This is a genomic window from Burkholderia metallica (assembly GCF_902832845.1).
GTDB lineage: Bacteria > Pseudomonadota > Gammaproteobacteria > Burkholderiales > Burkholderiaceae > Burkholderia > Burkholderia metallica.
Window position 1 is genome coordinate 124,769 of the sequence record NZ_CADFDB010000004.1, and the last position, 18,986, is coordinate 143,754.

An 18,986-nucleotide genomic window follows, 5' to 3' on the forward strand; every position below is an offset into this window, starting at 1 on the left:
TCGATGGGGTGCGTAGGCAGCCCGCTTAAGCAGCCGGCGTTTCGCCTTCTGCTGCGTCCGACACGGCACCAGCCGGGATCGTCGCCGAGGCGATGACCGGATTTTCCGCATCGATGTGCGCGACCAGCGCGACGCCCTTCGGCAGCGCGATGTCCTTCGCGTGGAGCGACTGACCGGCTTCGATCTTCGACAGGTCGACTTCGAGGAACTCCGGCAGGGAAGCCGGCAGGCACTCGATTTCGATTTCCGTCGCGACGTGCGAAACGATCGCGCTCGACAGCTTCACGGCCGGGCTGACTTCAGCGTTCAGGAAGTGCAGCGGCACCTTCGTGTGCAGCTTCTTCTTCGCGTCGACGCGCTGGAAGTCCACGTGCAGCACCAGTTGCTTGAACGGGTGGTATTGCACGTCGCGCAGCAGAACCTGTTGCGACTGGCCAGCCACTTCGAGGTCGAGGATCGACGAGTGGAAGGCTTCCTTCTTCAGGGCATGCCACAGGGCGTTGTGATCGAGTTCGATCTTTTGCGGAGCGGCTTCGCCACCGTAAACGATACCCGTGGTCTTGCCAGCGTTGCGCAGGCGGCGGCTCGCACCCGTACCTTGCTGTTGGCGCTCGAAAGCGACGACTTTCATGTGATTCTCCAATGGCTGCCCGCGACCAGGCAGTAAAACGGGGCCGTCAGACGGCGGCCCCCGATGAAACGGACGGGGTTTCGTCTATCCCGTCCGATTGTGCAAAAAGCGAAGCGTCGCCGCTTCGCTTTCTGCGCATGCTTGGTTCAGTCGATTCGCGATCAGGATTCCGCGAACAGCGACATCACCGAATCGCCGCGGCGAATCCGCGAGAACGTTTCGGCCAGCAGGCTCGCGCTCGTCAGCGCACGGATCTTCGAGCAGCCGAGCGATTCGGCGGACAGCGGGATCGTGTCGGTGACGACCAGTTCGTCGAGTGCCGATGCGGCGATGCGATCGCCTGCGCCGCCCGACAGCACCGGGTGCGTCGCGTATGCGAATACCTGCTTCGCGCCGCGCTCCTTCAGCACTTGCGCGGCCTTGCAGAGCGTGCCTGCCGTATCGACCATGTCGTCCATGATCACGCAGGTGCGGCCTTCGACTTCACCGATGATGTTCATCACTTCGGAGACGTTCGCCTTCGGGCGACGCTTGTCGATGATCGCGAGATCGCAGTTGAGCTGCTTCGCGAGTGCCCGGGCACGCACCACGCCGCCGACGTCCGGCGACACGACGAGCAGATCCGCGTAGTTCTGCTTGCGCAGGTCGCCCAGCAGGATCGGCGTTGCGTAGATGTTGTCGACCGGGATGTCGAAGAAGCCCTGAATCTGGTCGGCGTGCAGATCCATCGTGATGATCCGCTCGACGCCGGCGATTTCCAGCATGTTCGCGACGACCTTCGCCGAGATCGCGACGCGCGCCGAACGCGGGCGGCGATCCTGACGGGCGTAGCCGAAGTAGGGGATGGCTGCGGTGATCCGGCCGGCGGATGCGCGCTTGAGCGCATCGACCATGATCATCAGTTCCATCAGGTTGTCGTTCGTCGGTGCGCACGTGGATTGCAGGACGAAGACGTCCTTGCCGCGCACGTTTTCCTGGATCTCGACCTGGATCTCGCCGTCGGAGAAACGGCTGACCATTGCTTTGCCGAGGGGGATACCAAGGATCTTGACGACTTCCTGGGCGAGCGCGGGATTCGCGTTGCCAGTAAAGACCATCAGGCCATCATGGCTGTGGCTGCTCATCGTGCACCTGCTTCAGGCTTGGGCGGGAAATGCGGGAAAATTTTTTGGCAGGGGAGGAAGGACTCGAACCCTCGCATGCCGGAATCAAAATCCGGTGCCTTGACCAACTTGGCGACTCCCCTACACTTAACTGACAACTTCATCGAACGCGTGTAGGCCATTCGACAAAGTAAAACTTCATGACGCGAAAGCGAAGAGCGGATGCTCGTTCAGACTCTCGGCAACTGCGCCATTCCAACTGGCGGGCAGTTTGGCTTTCGCCGCTTCTGCCTCGTGCTTGCTGTGAAACGCTGCAAACACGCTAGCTCCGGAGCCGGTCATCCTCGCGGGGGTCACATCATACAACCATTTGACCGCCTGCGCAACTTCCGCGTACTTCCTTGTTACAACTTCCTGCATATCGTTCTGGCCGAAGCTATCTGGCCATCCCGCATCGCTGGTTTGCTGTGCAAGAAAGTCAGCAATTGTGACGGGCTTCGTATCTCTTGTCAACAACTCATCTGAAAATATTTCAGCGGTCGGGACATGAACGCTTGGCGTCACAACCAGGAACCAGCGAGTCGGCAATTCTACCTCAGCTAATTCTTCTCCGATACCCTCCGCGAACGCATTTTTCCCAAAAATAAAAAACGGGACGTCCGCGCCGAGTTTGACCGCAAGCGACTGGAGTTCGGCACGCGGTAGATCGAGTTGCCACAGGCGGTTCAGTGCGAGCAGCGTCGTCGCCGCGTCGGAGCTGCCGCCGCCGAGGCCGGCGCCCATCGGCAGGCACTTGTCGATCTCGATGTCGACACCGTGCGCGGTGCCCGTATGCGCTTTCAGCAGGTTGGCGGCGCGCACGACGAGATCGCTTTCCTCGGGCACGCCGGGGACGTCGGTCACACGCGCGACGCGACCGTCGTCGCGCAGCGTGAAGTGCAGCGTGTCGCCCCAGTTCAGCAGCTGGAACACGCTCTGCAGATCGTGATAGCCGTTCGGGCGGCGGCCGGTGATGTGCAGGAACAGGTTGAGTTTCGCGGGCGCAAGGCAGTTGCGCAGCGAGCGGGTCGAATCGGTCATGCGTATGTCGGGACTAGGCGCGCGTGCTCACTGATCGAGCACGAGCTTGATGTCGAGCGGCGGGGTCGCACGCACGAGGTTGACGCGTTTGACGCCCGTGGCCGGGGCATCCGCGTAGGCAAGGTAGTCGATCGTCCAGCCGTCCTGGCGGATCTGCTTGACGCGTGTGCCGTCCGCCGGGTCGCGCACGGTCTGAGCGGGCGACGTGGGGGCGGGCGTCGGCAGCAGCCAGTAGCGCAGGCCCGCGAGCGGCAGTTCGAAGCCGAGCGTTTTCTGCATCAGGCCGCCGACGTCCGGCGCATATTGCGTCGGACGATTCGGCAGTTCGAGCGACGCCGCCTGCGGCGTCGACTTCACGACCGCGAGCGTCTGGCCGAGCGGGCTGCGCAGCTCGAGCGACACGTCGTCGCCGTGCTCCTGCCAGTCGAAGTTGCCGTACACGTTCTGCTGCTTGCCGAGACGGTCGTCGTACTGCACCGCGAAGCGGCCGTGGTAAGCGTGGGTGGTGGCGGTCTGCAGCGCCGCGCCCGGCGGCACGCTGGCCGACGGCGGCGTGCTTGCACAGCCGGCGAGCGCGAGCGCCGCGCCGGCTGCGGCCAGCGTGCGCTGCGCACGCGAGGACAGGGAAAACGTCGGGACCATCTGCATCAGAGACCGTTGATCTGGAGGCGTTTGAGCGTCTGTACGAGCGTCTCGTTGTCAGGCTCGAGCTTCTGCGCGGCGCGCCACGCGGAACGCGCGTCGTCCTGCGCGCCGCTCTTCCACAGCACTTCGCCGAGATGCGCGCCGATTTCGGCGTTCGGCTGCAGTTCGTACGCGCGCCGCAGCACCTTCGCCGCACCCGCCGTATCGCCCATCCGGTACTTCACCCAGCCGAGGCTGTCCATGATGTACGCGTCGTTCGGCGCGAGCGTCATCGCCTTGTCGATCAGCTTGCTGGCTTCGGGCAGCCGCTGGTTGCGGTCGGCGAGCGAATAGCCGAGCGCGTTGTACGCCTGCGGATTGTCGGGCTGCGTGCGGATCAACTCGCGCAGCTGTTTTTCCATCGTCGCGTAGTGGCCGGTTTTTTCTGCCGCCATCGCGTAGTCGTAGCGCAGGTCGGGATCGTCCGGGAAGTCCTGGACCGCCTGCCCGAGCCGGGCCTCGGCTTCCGGATAGCGCTTCGCGGTGAACAGGATCGACGCGTCGGTGCGTGCGACCACGGCCGCGTCGCGCGGATCCGTGATCGGCAGGTCGTCGAGCACCTTGCGCGCGTCGTCGGTCTTGCCCTGTTTCTGCAGCAGCTGCGCGCGCGTGATTTGCGCGGGGAGGTAGTGCTGGCTCGTCTGGTCGACCTTGTCGAGCCATTGCGACGCCTGCGCGTCGTTGTTCTGGTCGATCGCGATCTGCGCGAGGTAGATGTAGCCCTGGCCGACGTCGAGGTTCGGCTGCTTGTCGCCGAGCTGCACGTACTGCTTCAGGTAGGCGGTCGCTTCGTCGAGCTTCTTCTGCTGGATCTTGATCAGCGCGAGCGCCATCAGCGGCGTCGGATCCTTCGAGTCGAGCTTGCGCATCGTTTCGAACTGCTTCTGCGCGTCGTCGAGGCGATCGTCGGCGAGATAGAGCTGCGACAGCGCGAGCCGCGCATCGCGCGACTTCGGATTCTGCTGAACATACTTCTCGAACGACACGATGCCCGCCGCGCGTTCCGCCGGCCCCATCTGCGACAGCATCAGGGCCGCCGGCAGGTAGTCGGGGCGAATCTGCAGCGCCTGCTTCAGCGACTGCGCGGCGCCGTCCTTGTCGTCGACCGCGAGCTGCTGGCGCGCGATCGCGAGCTGGGCTTCGGGCCGGTTCAGGTCGTTCTTCAGCATGTCCTTCAGCACCGCGAGGCCGCCGACGCGGTCGGGGCCGCGCACGAGCAGCGCCTGCAGCGCGAGGATCGCCGGGCCGCGGGTTTCGCCGGTCGCGCGGGCCAGCTCGCGCGCGAGCATCGGCTGCGCGTCGGCCGGCTTGCCGGCGAGCACCAGCAGCGCGGCGTCGACCTGCGACGCGCGATTCGAATCCGGCGCGTACTGGCGCCACAGGTTCGCGGCGGACAGCGCGTCGGCCGGGCTCTGCGCGCCGAGCGCGATCTCGGTCGCGCGCTGCGCCATGCGCGGATCGCGCGTGTCGCGGGCGAGCGCGAGGTAGGTCTGGTAAGCCGGCGCGGGCTGGTTGCGCTGGAGCGCGACCTCGGCGGCGAGCACCTGGTAGACGATCTGGCTCGTCAGCGGCACGCCCGGGAGATCTTTCTTCTCGTCGGGCATCACATGCTCGAACGCGCCTTGCGACTCCGCGTCGTCCGATGCCGGATCCTGCGCGTGAGCCGGGAAGGCGGTGAGGGTCCAGGCGGCGAACAGCGCGGCGCCGAGTGCACGACGGACCGGGAAGGCACGCGCGCCGCGCACGGCGGCGGGGCGCTTCTGAAGCAGCTTCGAGGGCAGGGTCATGGAAATCCGTTCGATGTTTCAACCGATTGTAACGCGCTCGCTACAATACACGCACGATCGGTAATCCAGTCTCAGACCCGTAAAACATGCCAGAGTTGCCAGAAGTCGAAGTCACGCGCCGGGGCATCGAACCCTTTGTCGCGGGCCGCCGCGTCGAGCGTGTCGACGTCCGTACCGCGATGCTGCGCTGGCCCGTGCCGGCGGGGCTCGCCGAACAATTGCGCGCGCGCGAGGTGCTCGCCGTCGAGCGCCGCGGCAAGTACCTGCTGTTCGAGGTCGACGCGGGCTGGTTCATCGTCCATCTCGGCATGACGGGCACGCTGCGCGTGCTGCCCGCGGCCGGCGTGCCGGTCGCCGCGAAGCACGACCACATCGACTGGATCTTCGACGAATTCGTGCTGCGGTTCCGCGATCCGCGGCGTTTCGGCGCGGTGCTGTGGCACCCGCGCGAAGCGGGCGACGTGCATGCGCATCCGCTCCTCGCGAGCCTCGGCGTCGAGCCGTTCTCGCCGGCCTTTACCGGCGCGCTGCTGCACGCACGCACGCGCGGCCGCACCGTGTCGGTCAAGCAGGCGCTGCTCGCGGGCGACATGGTCGTCGGCGTCGGCAACATTTATGCATCGGAGAGCCTGTTTCGCGCCGGCATCCGGCCGACGACGGCCGCCGGCAAGGTCTCGCTGCCGCGCTACGAGCGGCTGGCCGATGCGGTGCGCGCGACGCTCGCCGATGCGATCGAGCGCGGCGGCAGCACGTTGCGCGATTTCGTCGGCAGCAACGGCGAAAGCGGCTACTTCCAGCTCGACTGCTTCGTCTACGATCGTGCCGGCCTGCCTTGCCGCGTCTGCGGCACGCCGGTCCGCCAGATCGTGCAGGGCCAGCGGTCGACCTATTTCTGTGCGACCTGCCAGCGTTGAAACCCCTTTCCCCGATTACATAACTTGAAGCCGCCCCGCATCGCCCCCGCTCCGTTCCCCGTCACGCCGCTGCACCGCACGTTCGCCACGCGTCTGGTCGCGTGGCAGCGCGAGCACGGCCGCCACGACCTGCCCTGGCAGAACACCCGCGATCCGTACCGGATCTGGCTGTCGGAAATCATGCTGCAGCAGACGCAGGTATCGACCGTCATCCCCTACTACACGCGCTTTCTCGAACGCTATCCCGACGTCGCCGCGCTCGCGGCCGCGCCGAGCGACGACGTGATGGCGCTGTGGGCGGGGCTCGGCTACTACTCGCGCGCGCGCAACCTGCACCGCTGCGCGCAGGTCGTCGTCGCCGAGCACGGCGGCGCGTTCCCGGCGACGCCCGATGCGCTGGCCGAACTGCCGGGTATCGGCCGCTCGACGGCCGCGGCGATCGCGTCGTTCGCTTACGGCGCGCGCGCGACGATCCTCGACGGCAACGTGAAGCGCGTGCTTGCGCGGGTGTTCGGCGTCGAGGGCTTTCCGGGCGAGAAGCGCGTCGAGAACGACATGTGGGCGCTCGCCGAATCGCTGTTGCCCGACGCCGCGAACCCGGCCGACGTGAGCGCGTACACGCAGGGGCTGATGGATCTCGGCGCGACGCTGTGCATGCGCGGCAAGCCCGATTGCGCGCGCTGCCCGTTCGCGGGCGACTGCGTCGCGCAATCGACGGGCCGCCAGCGCGAACTGCCGGCCGCGCGGCCGAAGAAGGCCGTGCCGACGCGCAGGACCTGGATGCTCGTGCTGCGCGACGGCGACGCCGTGCTGCTCGAGCGGCGGCCGCCGACCGGCATCTGGGGCGGGCTGTGGAGCCTTCCGCAAGCGGACGGCGACGCCGCGCTCGCGGAACTCGCGCGCGGTTTCGGCGGCGGCGGCACGGTGCCGCTCGCGCCGCTCACGCACACGTTCACGCATTTCCGGCTGGAGATCGAACCGCGGCTGAGCGACATCGCCGACGGCGGCGGGCTGCCTGCGGGCGCGCGGGATGCGGATACCGCGTGGGTGCCGCTGAGCCGGCTCGACGCGTATGGCGTGCCGGCGCCCGTGCGCAAGCTGCTCGATGCATTGAGCGGGCCGCTGCTGTAACGAAGGGGGAGGGGCGGCGCATGCCGCGCTTTCAACGAGGCTTCGGATGCCTGGGGTTTTCAATGCCGAGGGAGATCCGCCTCCATGGCCTGGCGCGAAGCGGCAAGGCTGAGGAGCGCGCTATGGAAAGCGCCGGGCCGACCCGTGTTTCCCGAACCGATGGAAGCCCCTCGCGGGATGCCGCTTCCGGATGTCTCGCGCGAAGCGAAAGGTCCCGGGCGCGCTACAGCCAGCCGTGCCGGTCGAGCACGTGGTGCACGGCGTCGATGCGCGCACCGACGTCCGGAAACTCCATCAGCTTCTGCCGCGCACGCAGATCGAGCGGCAGCAACTCCGCGAGACGGTTCGACACCCAGCTCGGGTCGTCGAGGCGGAACGGTTCGCCGAACGGCAGCTTGCCCGGTTCGGACTTCTTCTTCAGTGCGTCGATGATGCGCTCGAGCACCTCGGCGCACGAGCCGAACTGCGCGAGCGCCTGCTCGCCTTCGAGCGGGATGTCGTCGGGCAGCGGCTCTGCAATGCCGACCAGCAGCCCGTTGCTTTCGACGCGATACGACAGCAGCTCGAAGCGCTGCGTGCCGACCGCCTGCAGATAAAGCATCCCGAATTCACCGGTGTCGCACTCGGTGATGTGCGCCATGCAGCCGATGGTCTCGGGTACCGACACGGCGCCGTCCTGTGCGACCTCGGGCCCGCTCTTCAGCAGGCACACGCCGAACGGCGCATCGTCGCGCAGGCACGCGCGGGCCATGTCGAGATAGCGTGCCTCGAACACCTTGAGCGGGAGCAGCCCCCCCGGAAACAGCACCGTGTGCAGCGGGAACAGCGGGAGGTCGATCAGGGTGGTCGATAGGGAGGACATGGCGCGCCGATGAAGGGGCGGGCGTCGTCAGGGTCGGTCGACCTCGGAGACGAGCCGCGACGACGCGTCGACATCCACTGGCGCGTCACGATGCCGCACGATCACGTTCGCGTCGTGCGCGAGGCGCGCGGCGAGCGTTTCCGCGATGAACACCGAACGATGCTGCCCGCCCGTGCAGCCGATGGCGACGGTCAGGTAGCTGCGGTTGTCATCGCGGAAGTGCGGCAGCCATTTCATCAGGAACGCATGGATGTCGTCGATCATCTGGTGGACGATCGGCAGTGCGTCGAGAAAGGCGATGACCGGCTGGTCGAGCCCGGTGAGCGGGCGCAACTCGTGGTCGTAGTACGGATTCGGCAGCGCGCGCACGTCGAACATCAGGTCGGCGTCGAGCGGCACGCCGCGCTTGAAGCCGAACGACTCGAACATCACCATCAGGTCGTTGTTCTTCTGCTCGATGAAGCGCTTGACCCACGTGCGCAGCACGTTCGCGCGCAGCGTGCTCGTATCGATCTGGTGACCGAACTCCGCGAGCGGCGCGACGAGGTGGCGCTCGCGCTCGATCGCTTCCTCGAGCGACGACAGCAGGCCGACGTCGGCGTCGTGCGACAGCGAGCCGGACAGCGGGTGGCGGCGGCGCGTTTCGGAGAAGCGCTGGATCAGTGCCTGGGTGCTCGCGTTGAGGAACAGCACGCGCACGTCGTGCTCGCGTGACAGCTCGCGGATCAGGCCGGGCATTTCGTCGAGCGATGCGCTCGAGCGCGCGTCGATCGCGACCGCGAGCCGACGCTTTCCGTCCTCGGCGAGGTAGCGGGCGAGTTCGGGGAGCACGTGCGGCGGCAGGTTGTCGACGCAGTAATAGCCTGCGTCTTCGAGCGCGTTCAGCGCGACGGACTTGCCTGAGCCGGAGATGCCGGTGATGAGGACGATGCGCATGGGAAGCAGAGAATCCTGACGTTTCATCATAGCACCGGCTCGACGCGTCGGCGTTGCGTGGCCGGCGCGTGCGGGTTACACGAGTTTGCCGGGGAACTGACTGTCGGGATCTTGCATCGCGAGTCGTTGCCGATCCATGAAATCGCGCAACGTGTCGATTCCGCGCAACTGCAGGATCGTATTCCGCACGGCCGCCTCGACGAGCACCGCGAGGTTGCGGCCGGCCGCAACCTGGATCGTGACCTTGCTGATCGGCAAGCCGAGCACGTCGACGGTCTGGCTTTCGAGCGGCAGGCGCTGGAATTCTCCGTCCGGGCGCCGCACGAGCTGGACGATCAGCTTCAGCTTCATTTTCCGCCGCACGGCCGTCTCGCCGAAGATCGTCTTGATGTCGAGCAGGCCGAGGCCGCGCACTTCGAGCAGGTTCTGCAGCAGTGGCGGGCAGCGCCCTTCGACGAAATCGGGGCCAAGTCGGACGAAATCGACCGCGTCGTCGGCGACGAGGCCGTGGCCGCGGCTGATCAGCTCGAGACCGAGTTCGCTCTTGCCGAGGCCCGAATCGCCGGTGAGCAGCACGCCCATCCCGAGGATGTCGATGAACACGCCGTGCAGCGTCGCGCGCGGCGCGAGGATGCGCGACATGTAGAGCCGCAGGCTGTCGATCACCGCGGCGGCCGACATCGGGGTGGTGAACAGCGGGGTCGACGAGCGCGTACAGCGCAGCACGAGTTCGGGCGGGGCCGCGGCGCCGCCGGCGACGACGAGGAACGGCGGTTCGAGTGCGATCAGCTCCGCCATGTGGCGCGAGCGGTCTTCGTCGGTCTGCCGCTGGTAGTAGTCGATTTCGGCTTCGCCGAGCACCTGGATCCGGTTCGGGTGGATCAGGTTCAGGTGGCCGACGAGGTCGGCGCTCGACGTTGCATTGCCGACGGTGTCGGCCGAAAAGCCGCGCTCCCAGCCTTCATGCCCCGTCAGCCAACTCAGTTTCAGCGTGGCCGCGTTGTCGTCGAAGATGCTCTGGGCGTTGATGCTGGACGTATCCATGACTCTCGTCACTCCAATGAGCCGGTGCGTGCGCGCGGCGACGGACGTCGCCATGCCGGGCCGGCGCCGGGCGGCCCTGAACGGCGGCGTGTGCCGCCGCGTACGGGAAAATATACCGCCCGGATCAACTCAAGGTTGCCACTGAGTGAGCAGGCGATGCAACTCGGCGATATCCGTTTCGTTGTGCAGACGCTCGCGCGCGTCGCGATCGGACAGCAGTTGCGCGATTTCCGACAGGATCTCGAGGTGCTGCTGGGTGGCTTGCTCGGGCACGAGCAGGAAGATCAGGAGGCCGACCGGCTGGCCGTCGGGGGCTTCGAACGGGATCGCGTCGGCGAGCCGGACGAACGCGGCGAGCGGGTGCTTGAGGCCCTTGATGCGCCCGTGCGGGATCGCGACGCCTTCGCCGAGCCCGGTCGAGCCGAGGCGCTCGCGCGCGAACAGATTGTCCGTGACGGTGCTGCGGGCGATGCCGTTCTGATTCTCGAACATCAGCCCGGCTTGTTCGAACACGCGTTTCTTGCTGGTGACTGAGAGGTCGATGACGACGTTCTCTATGGGCAGGATTTTGGCTAGGCGATTCATGTTGGCAGGCGGTTGGGCGGCCTGGGGTCTCCTTGCTGCGGCAGACTGATTTTCCATGTTCGGCGATATCAAGGCATGTGGCATCGGCAACCTGCAACGCAGCTACCGCATCCAACGCCCCCCGGCGATAACCGGAACATTATAGAGCACAGCCGCGTGCGTGGCGCAGCGCGGACGGACCGGTTGCACCACTGCGCTCAGTCGCAAAAAAAACGCCCGGCGAACCGGGCGACGTGTGTGCTGCAGTGAAGTTTACTGCGGCGGCAGTTCGATCTGGTCGATCGACGGTTGAAGCTTGATCGGGTCGTGCGCGTGCGTTTGCAGGCGCTCCATGTGCTTGACGACCTGGCGGTCCAGCTTGTCGATCAGCAGGTCGATCGCCGCGTACAGGTTACCGTTCGCGCTTTCGACGAAGATGTCCTTGCCCTTCAGGTGCAGGTTGATTTCCGCACGCTGCTGCTTGTCCTTTTCCTTGTGGTTGTCGACCGAGAGGATCACAGTGCCATCGATCACCTGATCGCTATGCCGTAGCACCCGGTCCAGCTTGGTGATCACGTATTCGCGAATGGCAGGCGTGACTTCGAGATGATGTCCACTGATCTTCAGGTTCATAGTGCTTCTCCAAGCGAGTGACCACCCGGCCGCATCGAGGCGGCGCTCCGGTCGACTTGCCCATGCCGCACGTGGCGGCATATCGCGGACAGGTCGCCCGGCCTGTTCCCCGTGTGCGCGGTGGCCGGAACACGCCTGCCGCCGGGCAGGCAGCAGGCTTAAAGAGACTTGCGCAGATTCACTGCCGGGATCTTGAGGGCTTCGCGATATTTCGCAACCGTGCGGCGTGCGACCACGAAACCCTGTTCTGCCAGCAGCTCGGCAATGCGGCTGTCCGAAAGTGGCGATTTTGGGTCTTCAGCTCCTATCAGTTGCTTGATGAGGGCTCGGATGGCGGTCGACGAAGCGGCGCCACCGGTGTCGGTCGAAACGTGAGATCCGAAGAAGTACTTAAATTCAAGCGTCCCGAACGGGGTCAGCATGTACTTCCCGGTTGTCACACGGCTGACAGTCGACTCGTGTAGGCCCAGCGTATCAGCTATTTCCCGCAAAACCAAGGGGCGCATGGCAATTTCACCGTGCGCAAAGAAGTTCTTCTGACGCTCGACAATGGCCTGCGCGACACGCAGGATCGTGTCGAATCGCTGCTGGATGTTCTTGATCAGCCAGCGTGCTTCCTGCAGCTGTTGCTTGAGCGAACCGGCCGACGGATCGCCGCGGCTGTTGCGCAGGATGTTCGCGTAGAGGCTGTTGATCCGCAGGCGTGGCACGACGTCCGGATTGAGCTCCGCGAGCCATCCCTGGCCGGCCTTCTTCACGATGATGTCGGGCACGACGTAGTCGGCCTCGGCCCTGCCGTAGGCGGCGCCGGGGAACGGCTCCAGCGAGCGGATCAGCGCGTGCGCGTCGCGCAGCGCGTCGTCGCTCGCCTTCAGGTGCTTGCGCAGCCGCGTGAAATCGCGGGCGGCGAGCAGTTCGAGATGCTGCGACACGATCTCGAGCGCGAGCGTGCGTGTCGGGGACGGATCGAGGCGCACCAGCTGCAGCTTCAGGCATTCGGAGGCCGAGCGGGCGCCGACGCCGGCCGGGTCGAAGCTGTGCAGCAGCGCGAGCGCCGCGTTCAGTTCGTCGCAGTCGATTTCCAGCTCGGGCGGCAGGTCGGCGAGCACTTCGTCGAGCGTCGCGGTCAGGTAGCCGTCGTCGTCGAGCGACTCGATCAGGAACATCACGAGCGCGCGATCGCGCGGGCTGGCCTGCGTGACGCGCAACTGCGCGGACAGATGGTCGCGCAGCGACGTCGCCGCTTCCTGTACCTGCAGCGGCGGGAGGTCGTCGTCGTCGGACGCGCCGCTCGAGCGGCCGAATTCATCGAGGTTCCACTGCGGGCCGTCGTTGCCGTCGCCGGACGCGTAACCGTCGTATTCATCCGCGCCGGCCGGCTCGTCGCGCTCGTTGCGATCGCTCGACGAACTGCTGCCGTTCGTCGCGGCGGGCTCGGTGTTCGATGCGGGCGGTGTCTGCGCGATCAGCGATCCGTCTGCCGCGACCCGCAACGGGCTCGCGATCCATTCGTCGTCGTTCTCGAGCAGCGGGTTCTGCGCGACGGCCATCGCGACTTCCTGCTGCAATTCGAGCGTCGACAACTGCAGGAGCCGGATCGACTGCTGTAGCTGGGGCGTCAGCGCCAGATGTTGCGACAGGCGGAGTTGAAGGCTGGCTTTCATGGCGAGGAGGGAGTCATACCGGCAGTTTGCCACGACCCAGGCGCGTTGAGCCATCCGCGATTACGCGCGGCGCGCCGCCCGGCCGCGGGCATGGCCGCGAAGCGGCACGCGGCCCCGCGCGGCGACGCCGGGCGGGGTGCAGCCAGCGACGAGGGAGAGTTACATGCGGAAGTGTTCGCCGAGGTACACGCGGCGCACGCTTTCGTTTTCGATGATTTCGCTCGGTGCGCCGGCGGCGAGCACCGAACCGTCGCTGATGATGTACGCGTGGTCGCAGATGCCGAGCGTTTCGCGGACGTTGTGATCGGTGATCAGCACGCCGATGTTGCGCTGCTTCAGGAACTTGACGATCTTCTGGATCTCGAGCACCGCGATCGGGTCGACGCCGGCGAACGGCTCGTCGAGCAGGATGAAGTTCGGGTTGGTGGCCAGCGCACGCGCGATTTCGACGCGGCGCCGCTCGCCGCCCGACAGCGACAGCGCGGGGTTCTCGCGCAGGTGGGCGATCTGCAGCTCGTCGAGCAGCGCCTCGGCGCGCGACGAGATCGCGTCCTTCGACAGCCGCTTGCCGTCGTCGCCGTGCTGCAGCTCGAGCACCGCGCGGATGTTTTCCTCGACGGTCAGCTTGCGGAACACCGACGCTTCCTGCGGCAGATATGACAGGCCGAGCGATGCGCGCTTGTGGATCGGCAGCAGGCTGATCGAGCTGCCGTTCAGCGAGATCTCGCCCGCGTCGAGCGGCACGAGGCCGACGATCATGTAGAACGACGTGGTCTTGCCCGCGCCGTTCGGGCCGAGCAGGCCGACGACTTCGCCGCTCTTCACGTCGAGCGACACGTCCTTGACGACCGTGCGCGAGCCGTAGCGCTTTTTCAGATTGCGGACGACGAGCGAGCTCGTCGTGCCGGCCGGCTGGCGGTTCGGTAGCGCGTTCATTGGCCGGGCGCTCCCTGGATCGTGGTCGACGGCGACAGCTTCGCCGGCGCGCCGTTCAGCGGCGCGGGGCCGCCGCTCTTCGGCGACAGCATCGCGCGCACGCGGCCGTTCGGGTTGCCCGGCGCGGCGACGTCCTTGCCGCCCTTCGCGGTGTAGAAGTCGCGCTGGCCGTCGTACGTGATCACGCTGCCGTGCACCGTATCGGCGACGGTCGACGTGCCCTGCAGGCGGCGCACGGTCGCGGCGGTGGTCAGCGTGGTCAGGTCCTGCTTGCCGTCGTAGTCGATGCGCTCGGCGTCGCCGTCGATGTACTCGTCGAGGCCTTCGCGCTTCTGGCGGAACGTCGCGTGCTTCTTGCCGCTGCCGAACGAGGTCGCGTACTGATAGCCTTCCGGGTCCTGGCGCACTTCGACGCGATCGCCCTTGATGATGATCGTGCCCTTCGTGATCACGACGTTGCCGGTCGCGACCGTGACCTGCTTCAGATCGTCATAGGTCAGGTTGTCGGCCTCGACGTTGATCGGCTTGTTCTGGTCGGCCTTCTCGGCATGGGCGAGCGGCGCCAGCCCGGCCAGCGGGAGCGCCACGAGCGTCGCGACGAGCGCGGCGCGGACGGCGCGCGCAGCGCCGCCGGAAATCTGTCGAGGGAACGGTTCGTTCATGCAGTCACGTGAGGGATGCGTCACTTGGGTTGACCTTTCGAGCCGCCGGATGCGTCCTGCGCGGCAATCGTGCCGCGCACGTTGCCGTAAAGCTCGATGACCCGGGTGACGTTGTTGTACTTCATGCCGTCGGTCGCGTTGACGAGCGACAGGCCGCGCTGAAGTTTAACCGGCTTTTCAGTCTGGATCACATCGTCATTGACGAAGATCCGGAAATGCTGCGAATCGGCCTGCATCTGCGGATCGCCGCCGCCGGCCGCGCGCAGGATCCGCGCGTCGTCGTACAAGTCGACGATCGACACGTCGCCGTTGACGGTGCCGCGCTTCGCGGTGGTCGTCACGACCGGCTTGCCGGGCTGGAATGCGCGCATGGCCGGATCGGTCAGGTCGCTGGCTTCGGTGTCTTCGTAATGGATCAGCTTCGCGGCCGTCAGCCGGTACTGGGTCGAGCCCGACTGGTCGAGCTCGGTGACCGAGAAGTTTTCCGCGAAATAGTCGGGCGTATGGCGCTTGGGCTGCGCGACGCCCTCGCCGGGCGGCGGCAGCGTGGCCTGCAGCAGCCACCAGGTGATGCCCGCGAGCGCGGCGACCGCGACGAGCGGCAGCAGCTGGGTCCAGCGGAAATGCGTGTTCATCCGTCAGGCTCCGCAGGCGGCTGCGAGCAGCGCATCGTAGCGGCGCTGCGCGCGCAGGATCGCGTCGCAGACTTCGCGCACCGCGCCGTGGCCGCCGCGGGCTTCGGCCACCCAGTGCGCGCGGGCGATCACCTCGGGGTGCGCATTCGCGGGGGCGGTCGCGAAGCCGCAGCGCAGCATCACGGGCAGGTCGGGCCAGTCGTCGCCCATGTAGCCGCACTGGTCGGCGCCGACGCCGAGCGATGCGATCAGGTCGGCGAACACTGTGAGTTTGTTCTCGACGCCCTGGAACAGATGTGCGATCTTCATTTCCTTCGCGCGCGCCGCGACGATGTCGGAGCGGCGGCCCGTGATGATCGCGGTCGCGATGCCGGCTTCGCCGAGCAGCTTCACACCGTGGCCGTCGAGCGAATTGAACGACTTCATCGTGTCGCCGGCCGCGGTAAACAGCAGGCCGCCGTCGGTCAGTACGCCGTCGACGTCGAAAATCATCAGCTTCACGCGGCTTGCGCGTTCGGCCGCAGTCAGTGCCGCGCTCATCAGATCACCTTCTTCGAAAACAGGTCGTGCATGTTCAGCGCGCCGATCAGCACGCCGTCGGCATCGACCACGAGCATCTGGTTGATCCGGTGGCGCTCCATCAGTTCCACGGCCTCGACCGCCAGGTGATCCGGCGCGATCGTGCGCGGGTCGCGCGTCATCACTTCGGTGATCGGCAGCGTGCGGAAGTCGCCGTCGCGCGCGAGCACGCGGCGCAGGTCGCCGTCCGTGAAGATGCCGGCGACCTTGCCGCCGGCGTCGACCACGGCCGTCATGCCGAGGCGCTTCGCGGTGATCTGGAACAGCGCGTCCGACAGCGTCGCGTCGAGCCCGACGGACGGGACGTCGTCGCCCGAGCGCATCACGTCGCGCACGTAGGTGAGCAGGCGCCGGCCGAGCGCGCCGCCCGGGTGCGAGCGCGCGAAATCTTCCGAACCGAAGCCGCGCGCGTCGAGCACTGCGACGGCGAGCGCGTCGCCGAGCGCGAGCGCGGCGGTCGTGCTCGCGGTGGGCGCGAGGTTCAGCGGGCACGCCTCTTTCGAGACCGCGGCGTTCAGGTTCACGTCGGCAAGCGTGCCGAGGCTCGACCCCGCGCGGCCCGTGATTGCGATCAGCTTCGCGCCGATCCGCTTCACGAGCGGCAGGATCGCGACGAGTTCTTCGGATTCGCCCGAATAGGAAATGCCGATGAAGACGTCGTCGGAGGTGACCATCCCGAGGTCGCCGTGGCTGGCCTCGGCAGGGTGGACGAAGAAGGCCGGCGTGCCGGTGCTGGCCAGCGTGGCCGCGATCTTGCGGGCGATATGCCCCGATTTGCCGATGCCGGACACCACCACGCGGCCGCGGCAGCCGAGCAGCAGCGCGACGGCCTGGACGAAGCCGCCGTCGAGCTGGTCGCGCAGCGCGCGCACGGCGTCCGCCTCGATGTCGAGCACGTCGCGGGCGAGCGCGAGCGCCCGATCATCATTGATTTTCGCTATCATGCGCGGAGTATAGCAAAGGCGTTTGTTCGCCGCGCCGGGCTTCGGACTTGTCCGATTGTGCCCGTCCACCGCCACCACCCGCGCCCGCATTGCCGTGGCCCCGACGAACGAGGACGCTTCGCCTGTGATTTCCCCGCTCGAAATGACCCTGCTGCTGCTGCTGGCCTCAGTGGTGGGCGTCGTCGTATTCCGCTCGTTGAACCTGCCGCCGATGCTCGGCTATCTGACCGTCGGCATCCTGGTCGGCCCGCACGCGTTCGGCGTCGCGGCGGACCTCGAGCGCGCCGAGCATCTCGCCGAATTCGGCGTGGTATTCCTGATGTTTTCGATCGGTCTCGAATTCTCGCTGGCGAAGCTGAGAGCGATGCAGCGGCTCGTGTTCGGGCTCGGGTTGCTGCAGGTCGTCGCGACGCTCGTGCTCGCGCTCGTGCTGGGCACGCTGTTCGAGCACTGGGTGCACATCACGTGGCAGGGCAGCATCGCGCTCGGCGGCGCGCTGGCGATGTCGTCGACGGCGATCGTGTCGAAGATGCTCGCCGAGCGGCTCGAGATCGAGACCGAGCACGGCCGCAACATCTTCGGCGTGCTGCTGTTCCAGGATCTCGCGGTGGTGCCGCTGCTGATCGTGATCGCCGCGTTCGGCGCCGAATCGTCGAAGGACCTCGCGCTCACGCTCGGCTTCGCGGCCGTCAAGATCGTGATCGCGCTCACGCTGCTGCTGGTGATCGGCCAGCGGTTCATGACGCGCTGGCTCAACGTCGTCGCGCGGCGCCGCTCGCAGGAACTGTTCGTGCTGAACCTGCTGCTCGTCACGCTGGGCGCCGCGTTCATCACCGACCGCTTCGGGCTGTCGCTCGCGCTCGGTGCGTTCATCGCGGGGATGCTCATTTCCGAGACGCCGTTCCGCCATCAGGTGGAGGAGGACATCAAGCCGTTCCGCGACGTGCTGCTCGGCCTGTTCTTCGTGACGACGGGCATGCTGCTCGATCCGCGCGTGATCTGGGAGCACCCGCTCCTCGTGTTCGGTTTCTTCATCGGGCAGATCCTGTTCAAAGGGACGATGATCGCCGGGCTCGCGCGGCTGTTCGGCGCGACGCCGGGCGTCGCGATGCGCACCGGCATCGGGCTCGCGCAGGCCGGCGAATTCGGCTTCGTGCTGCTGAACCTGATCCTCGACCGGCATCTCGTCGATTCGACGCTGCTGCAGGCGATCCTCGCGTCGATGCTGCTGTCGATGCTCGCCGCGCCGTTCCTGATCCAGAACGCGGACCGGATCGTGATGCGGCTGTCGTCGACCGAATGGATGCAGCAGTCGCTGCAGATGACGCGGATCGCGACGCAAAGCCTGAAGCAGCGCGGCCACGTGATCATCTGCGGGTACGGCCGCGCGGGCCAGAACCTGGCGCGCATGCTCGAACAGGAAGGCATTTCGTACGTCGCGCTCGACCTCGACCCCGATCGCGTGAGCGCGGCCGCGGCGGCCGGCGAATCGGTCGTGTTCGGCGACGCGGCGCGCCGCGAGTCGCTGCTCGCGGCCGGTATCCACCGCGCGGCGGCGGTGGCGATCACCTATGCGAACACGCCGTCCGCGCTGCGCGTGCTGCATCACGTGCACGAACTCGAGCCGACGCTGCCGGCGATCGTGCGTACCGTCGACGACGCCGATCTCGAGAAGCTGCTCGCGGCCGGCGCGACCGAGGTGATTCCGGAGATCGTCGAGGGCAGCCTGATGCTCGCGTCGCACACGCTGGTGCTGGTCGGCGTGCCGATGCGCAAGGTCGTGCGGCGCGTCGAGGAAATGCGTGACGAACGCTACAGCCTGCTGCGCGGCTATTTCCGCGGCGCGGACGACGCGGACGACGACGACCACGAGCAGGTGCGGCTACAATCGGTGCCGGTCGATGCGCGCGCGGATGCGGTCGGGCGTTCGCTGGAAGAACTCGGGCTGTATGCGCTCGGGCTGGAAGTCACGGCGATCCGCCGGCACGGCATCCGCGGCGTCGAACCCGATCCGCAGACCAAGCTGCGCGCGAGCGACATCGTCGTGCTGCGCGGGCTGCCCGAGGCGCTCGCGCTCGCGGAGGAGCGGCTGTCGCGCCATCGGCGCGATCCGCCGGCTGCGGCCGCCTGAGTCGCGATTCATAACCTGACCCGTATTTTCAGAAACGGTGCCCGATCTTCGCGCACCGTTTTTTTC

General features: G+C 66.8%; 19 protein-coding genes and 1 tRNA gene. 3 read left to right on the top strand and 17 right to left on the bottom strand.

Annotated features, from left to right (window positions below):
• Positions 1-25: 25 nt before the first annotated feature.
• The 6 genes from HWX08_RS13390 to HWX08_RS13415 all read right to left on the bottom strand — a co-directional run bounded on the left by HWX08_RS13390 (position 26) and on the right by HWX08_RS13415 (position 5,285).
• Positions 26-631 (bottom strand): 50S ribosomal protein L25/general stress protein Ctc, encoded by a 606-nt coding sequence (locus HWX08_RS13390; protein ID WP_069257613.1) that lies wholly within the window; start codon positions 629-631, stop codon positions 26-28.
• Between the two features lie 161 nt (positions 632-792).
• Positions 793-1,755, bottom strand: a complete 963-nt coding sequence (locus HWX08_RS13395; RefSeq protein ID WP_069257612.1) for a ribose-phosphate pyrophosphokinase — start codon at positions 1,753-1,755, stop codon at positions 793-795.
• A gap of 45 nt (positions 1,756-1,800) precedes the next feature.
• Positions 1,801-1,877, bottom strand: a tRNA-Gln gene (locus HWX08_RS13400).
• A gap of 55 nt (positions 1,878-1,932) precedes the next feature.
• On the bottom strand, positions 1,933-2,814 hold the full coding sequence (gene ispE, locus HWX08_RS13405) for a 4-(cytidine 5'-diphospho)-2-C-methyl-D-erythritol kinase (RefSeq protein WP_174921479.1): 882 nt from the start codon (positions 2,812-2,814) through the stop codon (positions 1,933-1,935).
• Positions 2,815-2,841: 27 nt separating this feature from the next.
• Positions 2,842-3,462 carry a lipoprotein insertase outer membrane protein LolB gene (gene lolB / locus HWX08_RS13410; RefSeq protein ID WP_174921478.1) on the bottom strand — a complete coding sequence of 207 codons (621 nt, stop codon included), beginning with the start codon at positions 3,460-3,462 and terminating at the stop codon, positions 2,842-2,844.
• Positions 3,462-5,285, bottom strand: coding sequence for a tetratricopeptide repeat protein (locus tag HWX08_RS13415; RefSeq protein WP_069257609.1), 1,824 nt, complete (start codon positions 5,283-5,285; stop codon positions 3,462-3,464). Before HWX08_RS13415 ends, lolB begins: the two co-directional genes overlap by 1 nt.
• Positions 5,286-5,371: 86 nt before the next feature.
• Here HWX08_RS13415 and mutM point away from each other — a divergent pair, with 86 nt between their 5' ends.
• Both mutM and mutY read left to right on the top strand, forming a co-directional pair.
• Positions 5,372-6,199, top strand: coding sequence for a bifunctional DNA-formamidopyrimidine glycosylase/DNA-(apurinic or apyrimidinic site) lyase (gene mutM / locus HWX08_RS13420; RefSeq protein ID WP_069257608.1), 828 nt, complete (start codon positions 5,372-5,374; stop codon positions 6,197-6,199).
• 24 nt (positions 6,200-6,223) lie between these two features.
• Positions 6,224-7,330: an A/G-specific adenine glycosylase gene (gene mutY / locus HWX08_RS13425; protein ID WP_069257607.1), complete on the top strand. Its 1,107-nt coding sequence runs from the start codon at positions 6,224-6,226 to the stop codon at positions 7,328-7,330.
• Between the two features lie 223 nt (positions 7,331-7,553).
• Here the strand turns inward: mutY and HWX08_RS13430 are convergent, their stop codons facing one another.
• The 11 genes from HWX08_RS13430 to kdsD form a co-directional block, all read right to left on the bottom strand.
• Entirely contained in the window at positions 7,554-8,192 is a 639-nt protein-coding gene (locus HWX08_RS13430; protein ID WP_174921477.1) for an LON peptidase substrate-binding domain-containing protein, read from the bottom strand.
• Positions 8,193-8,219: 27 nt separating this feature from the next.
• Entirely contained in the window at positions 8,220-9,128 is a 909-nt protein-coding gene (gene rapZ, locus HWX08_RS13435; protein WP_069257605.1) for an RNase adapter RapZ, read from the bottom strand.
• Positions 9,129-9,203: 75 nt separating this feature from the next.
• Complete coding sequence (gene hprK, locus HWX08_RS13440; protein WP_011353227.1) at positions 9,204-10,172, bottom strand: HPr(Ser) kinase/phosphatase; 969 nt, start codon at positions 10,170-10,172, stop codon at positions 9,204-9,206.
• 129 nt (positions 10,173-10,301) lie between these two features.
• Positions 10,302-10,814 carry a PTS sugar transporter subunit IIA gene (locus HWX08_RS13445; RefSeq protein WP_069257604.1) on the bottom strand — a complete coding sequence of 171 codons (513 nt, stop codon included), beginning with the start codon at positions 10,812-10,814 and terminating at the stop codon, positions 10,302-10,304.
• A 195-nt stretch (positions 10,815-11,009) separates the two neighbouring features.
• A complete protein-coding gene (gene hpf, locus HWX08_RS13450; protein WP_006477786.1) occupies positions 11,010-11,369 on the bottom strand; it encodes a ribosome hibernation-promoting factor, HPF/YfiA family in 360 nt (119 codons plus the stop codon).
• A 158-nt stretch (positions 11,370-11,527) separates the two neighbouring features.
• On the bottom strand, positions 11,528-13,033 hold the full coding sequence (locus HWX08_RS13455) for an RNA polymerase factor sigma-54 (RefSeq protein WP_069257603.1): 1,506 nt from the start codon (positions 13,031-13,033) through the stop codon (positions 11,528-11,530).
• Between the two features lie 159 nt (positions 13,034-13,192).
• Complete coding sequence (gene lptB, locus HWX08_RS13460) at positions 13,193-13,969, bottom strand: LPS export ABC transporter ATP-binding protein (protein ID WP_069257602.1); 777 nt, start codon at positions 13,967-13,969, stop codon at positions 13,193-13,195.
• Positions 13,966-14,631, bottom strand: a complete 666-nt coding sequence (gene lptA / locus HWX08_RS13465; protein ID WP_107313152.1) for a lipopolysaccharide transport periplasmic protein LptA — start codon at positions 14,629-14,631, stop codon at positions 13,966-13,968. The genes lptB and lptA overlap by 4 nt, the downstream gene beginning before the upstream one ends.
• A 20-nt stretch (positions 14,632-14,651) precedes the next feature.
• Positions 14,652-15,266, bottom strand: coding sequence for an LPS export ABC transporter periplasmic protein LptC (gene lptC / locus HWX08_RS13470; protein ID WP_069257600.1), 615 nt, complete (start codon positions 15,264-15,266; stop codon positions 14,652-14,654).
• A gap of 3 nt (positions 15,267-15,269) precedes the next feature.
• Positions 15,270-15,806, bottom strand: coding sequence for a KdsC family phosphatase (locus tag HWX08_RS13475; RefSeq protein WP_069257599.1), 537 nt, complete (start codon positions 15,804-15,806; stop codon positions 15,270-15,272).
• A complete protein-coding gene (gene kdsD, locus HWX08_RS13480) occupies positions 15,806-16,789 on the bottom strand; it encodes an arabinose 5-phosphate isomerase KdsD (protein ID WP_069257598.1) in 984 nt (327 codons plus the stop codon). Before kdsD ends, HWX08_RS13475 begins: the two co-directional genes overlap by 1 nt.
• A 124-nt stretch (positions 16,790-16,913) precedes the next feature.
• Here kdsD and HWX08_RS13485 point away from each other — a divergent pair, with 124 nt between their 5' ends.
• The gene (locus HWX08_RS13485) at positions 16,914-18,920 is read left to right on the top strand and encodes a monovalent cation:proton antiporter family protein (RefSeq protein ID WP_069257597.1); all 2,007 of its coding nucleotides are present in this window, start codon (positions 16,914-16,916) and stop codon (positions 18,918-18,920) included.
• Positions 18,921-18,986: the final 66 nt, after the last annotated feature.

Bases quoted from the DNA above. Each gene is read 5' to 3' on its own strand.
- HWX08_RS13430 (WP_174921477.1), bottom strand. From the start codon at position 8,192: ATGTCCTCCCTATCGACCACCCTGATCGACCTCCCGCTGTTCCCGCTG.
- lptC (WP_069257600.1), bottom strand. From the start codon at position 15,266: ATGAACACGCATTTCCGCTGGACCCAGCTGCTGCCGCTCGTCGCGGTC.
- lptB (WP_069257602.1), bottom strand. From the start codon at position 13,969: ATGAACGCGCTACCGAACCGCCAGCCGGCCGGCACGACGAGCTCGCTC.
- hpf (WP_006477786.1), bottom strand. From the start codon at position 11,369: ATGAACCTGAAGATCAGTGGACATCATCTCGAAGTCACGCCTGCCATT.
- lolB (WP_174921478.1), bottom strand. From the start codon at position 3,462: ATGCAGATGGTCCCGACGTTTTCCCTGTCCTCGCGTGCGCAGCGCACG.
- HWX08_RS13455 (WP_069257603.1), bottom strand. From the start codon at position 13,033: ATGAAAGCCAGCCTTCAACTCCGCCTGTCGCAACATCTGGCGCTGACG.
- HWX08_RS13395 (WP_069257612.1), bottom strand. From the start codon at position 1,755: ATGAGCAGCCACAGCCATGATGGCCTGATGGTCTTTACTGGCAACGCG.
- rapZ (WP_069257605.1), bottom strand. From the start codon at position 9,128: ATGCGCATCGTCCTCATCACCGGCATCTCCGGCTCAGGCAAGTCCGTC.
- mutM (WP_069257608.1), top strand. From the start codon at position 5,372: ATGCCAGAGTTGCCAGAAGTCGAAGTCACGCGCCGGGGCATCGAACCC.
- HWX08_RS13415 (WP_069257609.1), bottom strand. From the start codon at position 5,285: ATGACCCTGCCCTCGAAGCTGCTTCAGAAGCGCCCCGCCGCCGTGCGC.
- kdsD (WP_069257598.1), bottom strand. From the start codon at position 16,789: ATGATAGCGAAAATCAATGATGATCGGGCGCTCGCGCTCGCCCGCGAC.
- ispE (WP_174921479.1), bottom strand. From the start codon at position 2,814: ATGACCGATTCGACCCGCTCGCTGCGCAACTGCCTTGCGCCCGCGAAA.
- lptA (WP_107313152.1), bottom strand. From the start codon at position 14,631: ATGAACGAACCGTTCCCTCGACAGATTTCCGGCGGCGCTGCGCGCGCC.
- HWX08_RS13445 (WP_069257604.1), bottom strand. From the start codon at position 10,814: ATGGAAAATCAGTCTGCCGCAGCAAGGAGACCCCAGGCCGCCCAACCG.
- HWX08_RS13390 (WP_069257613.1), bottom strand. From the start codon at position 631: ATGAAAGTCGTCGCTTTCGAGCGCCAACAGCAAGGTACGGGTGCGAGC.
- hprK (WP_011353227.1), bottom strand. From the start codon at position 10,172: ATGGATACGTCCAGCATCAACGCCCAGAGCATCTTCGACGACAACGCG.
- HWX08_RS13475 (WP_069257599.1), bottom strand. From the start codon at position 15,806: ATGAGCGCGGCACTGACTGCGGCCGAACGCGCAAGCCGCGTGAAGCTG.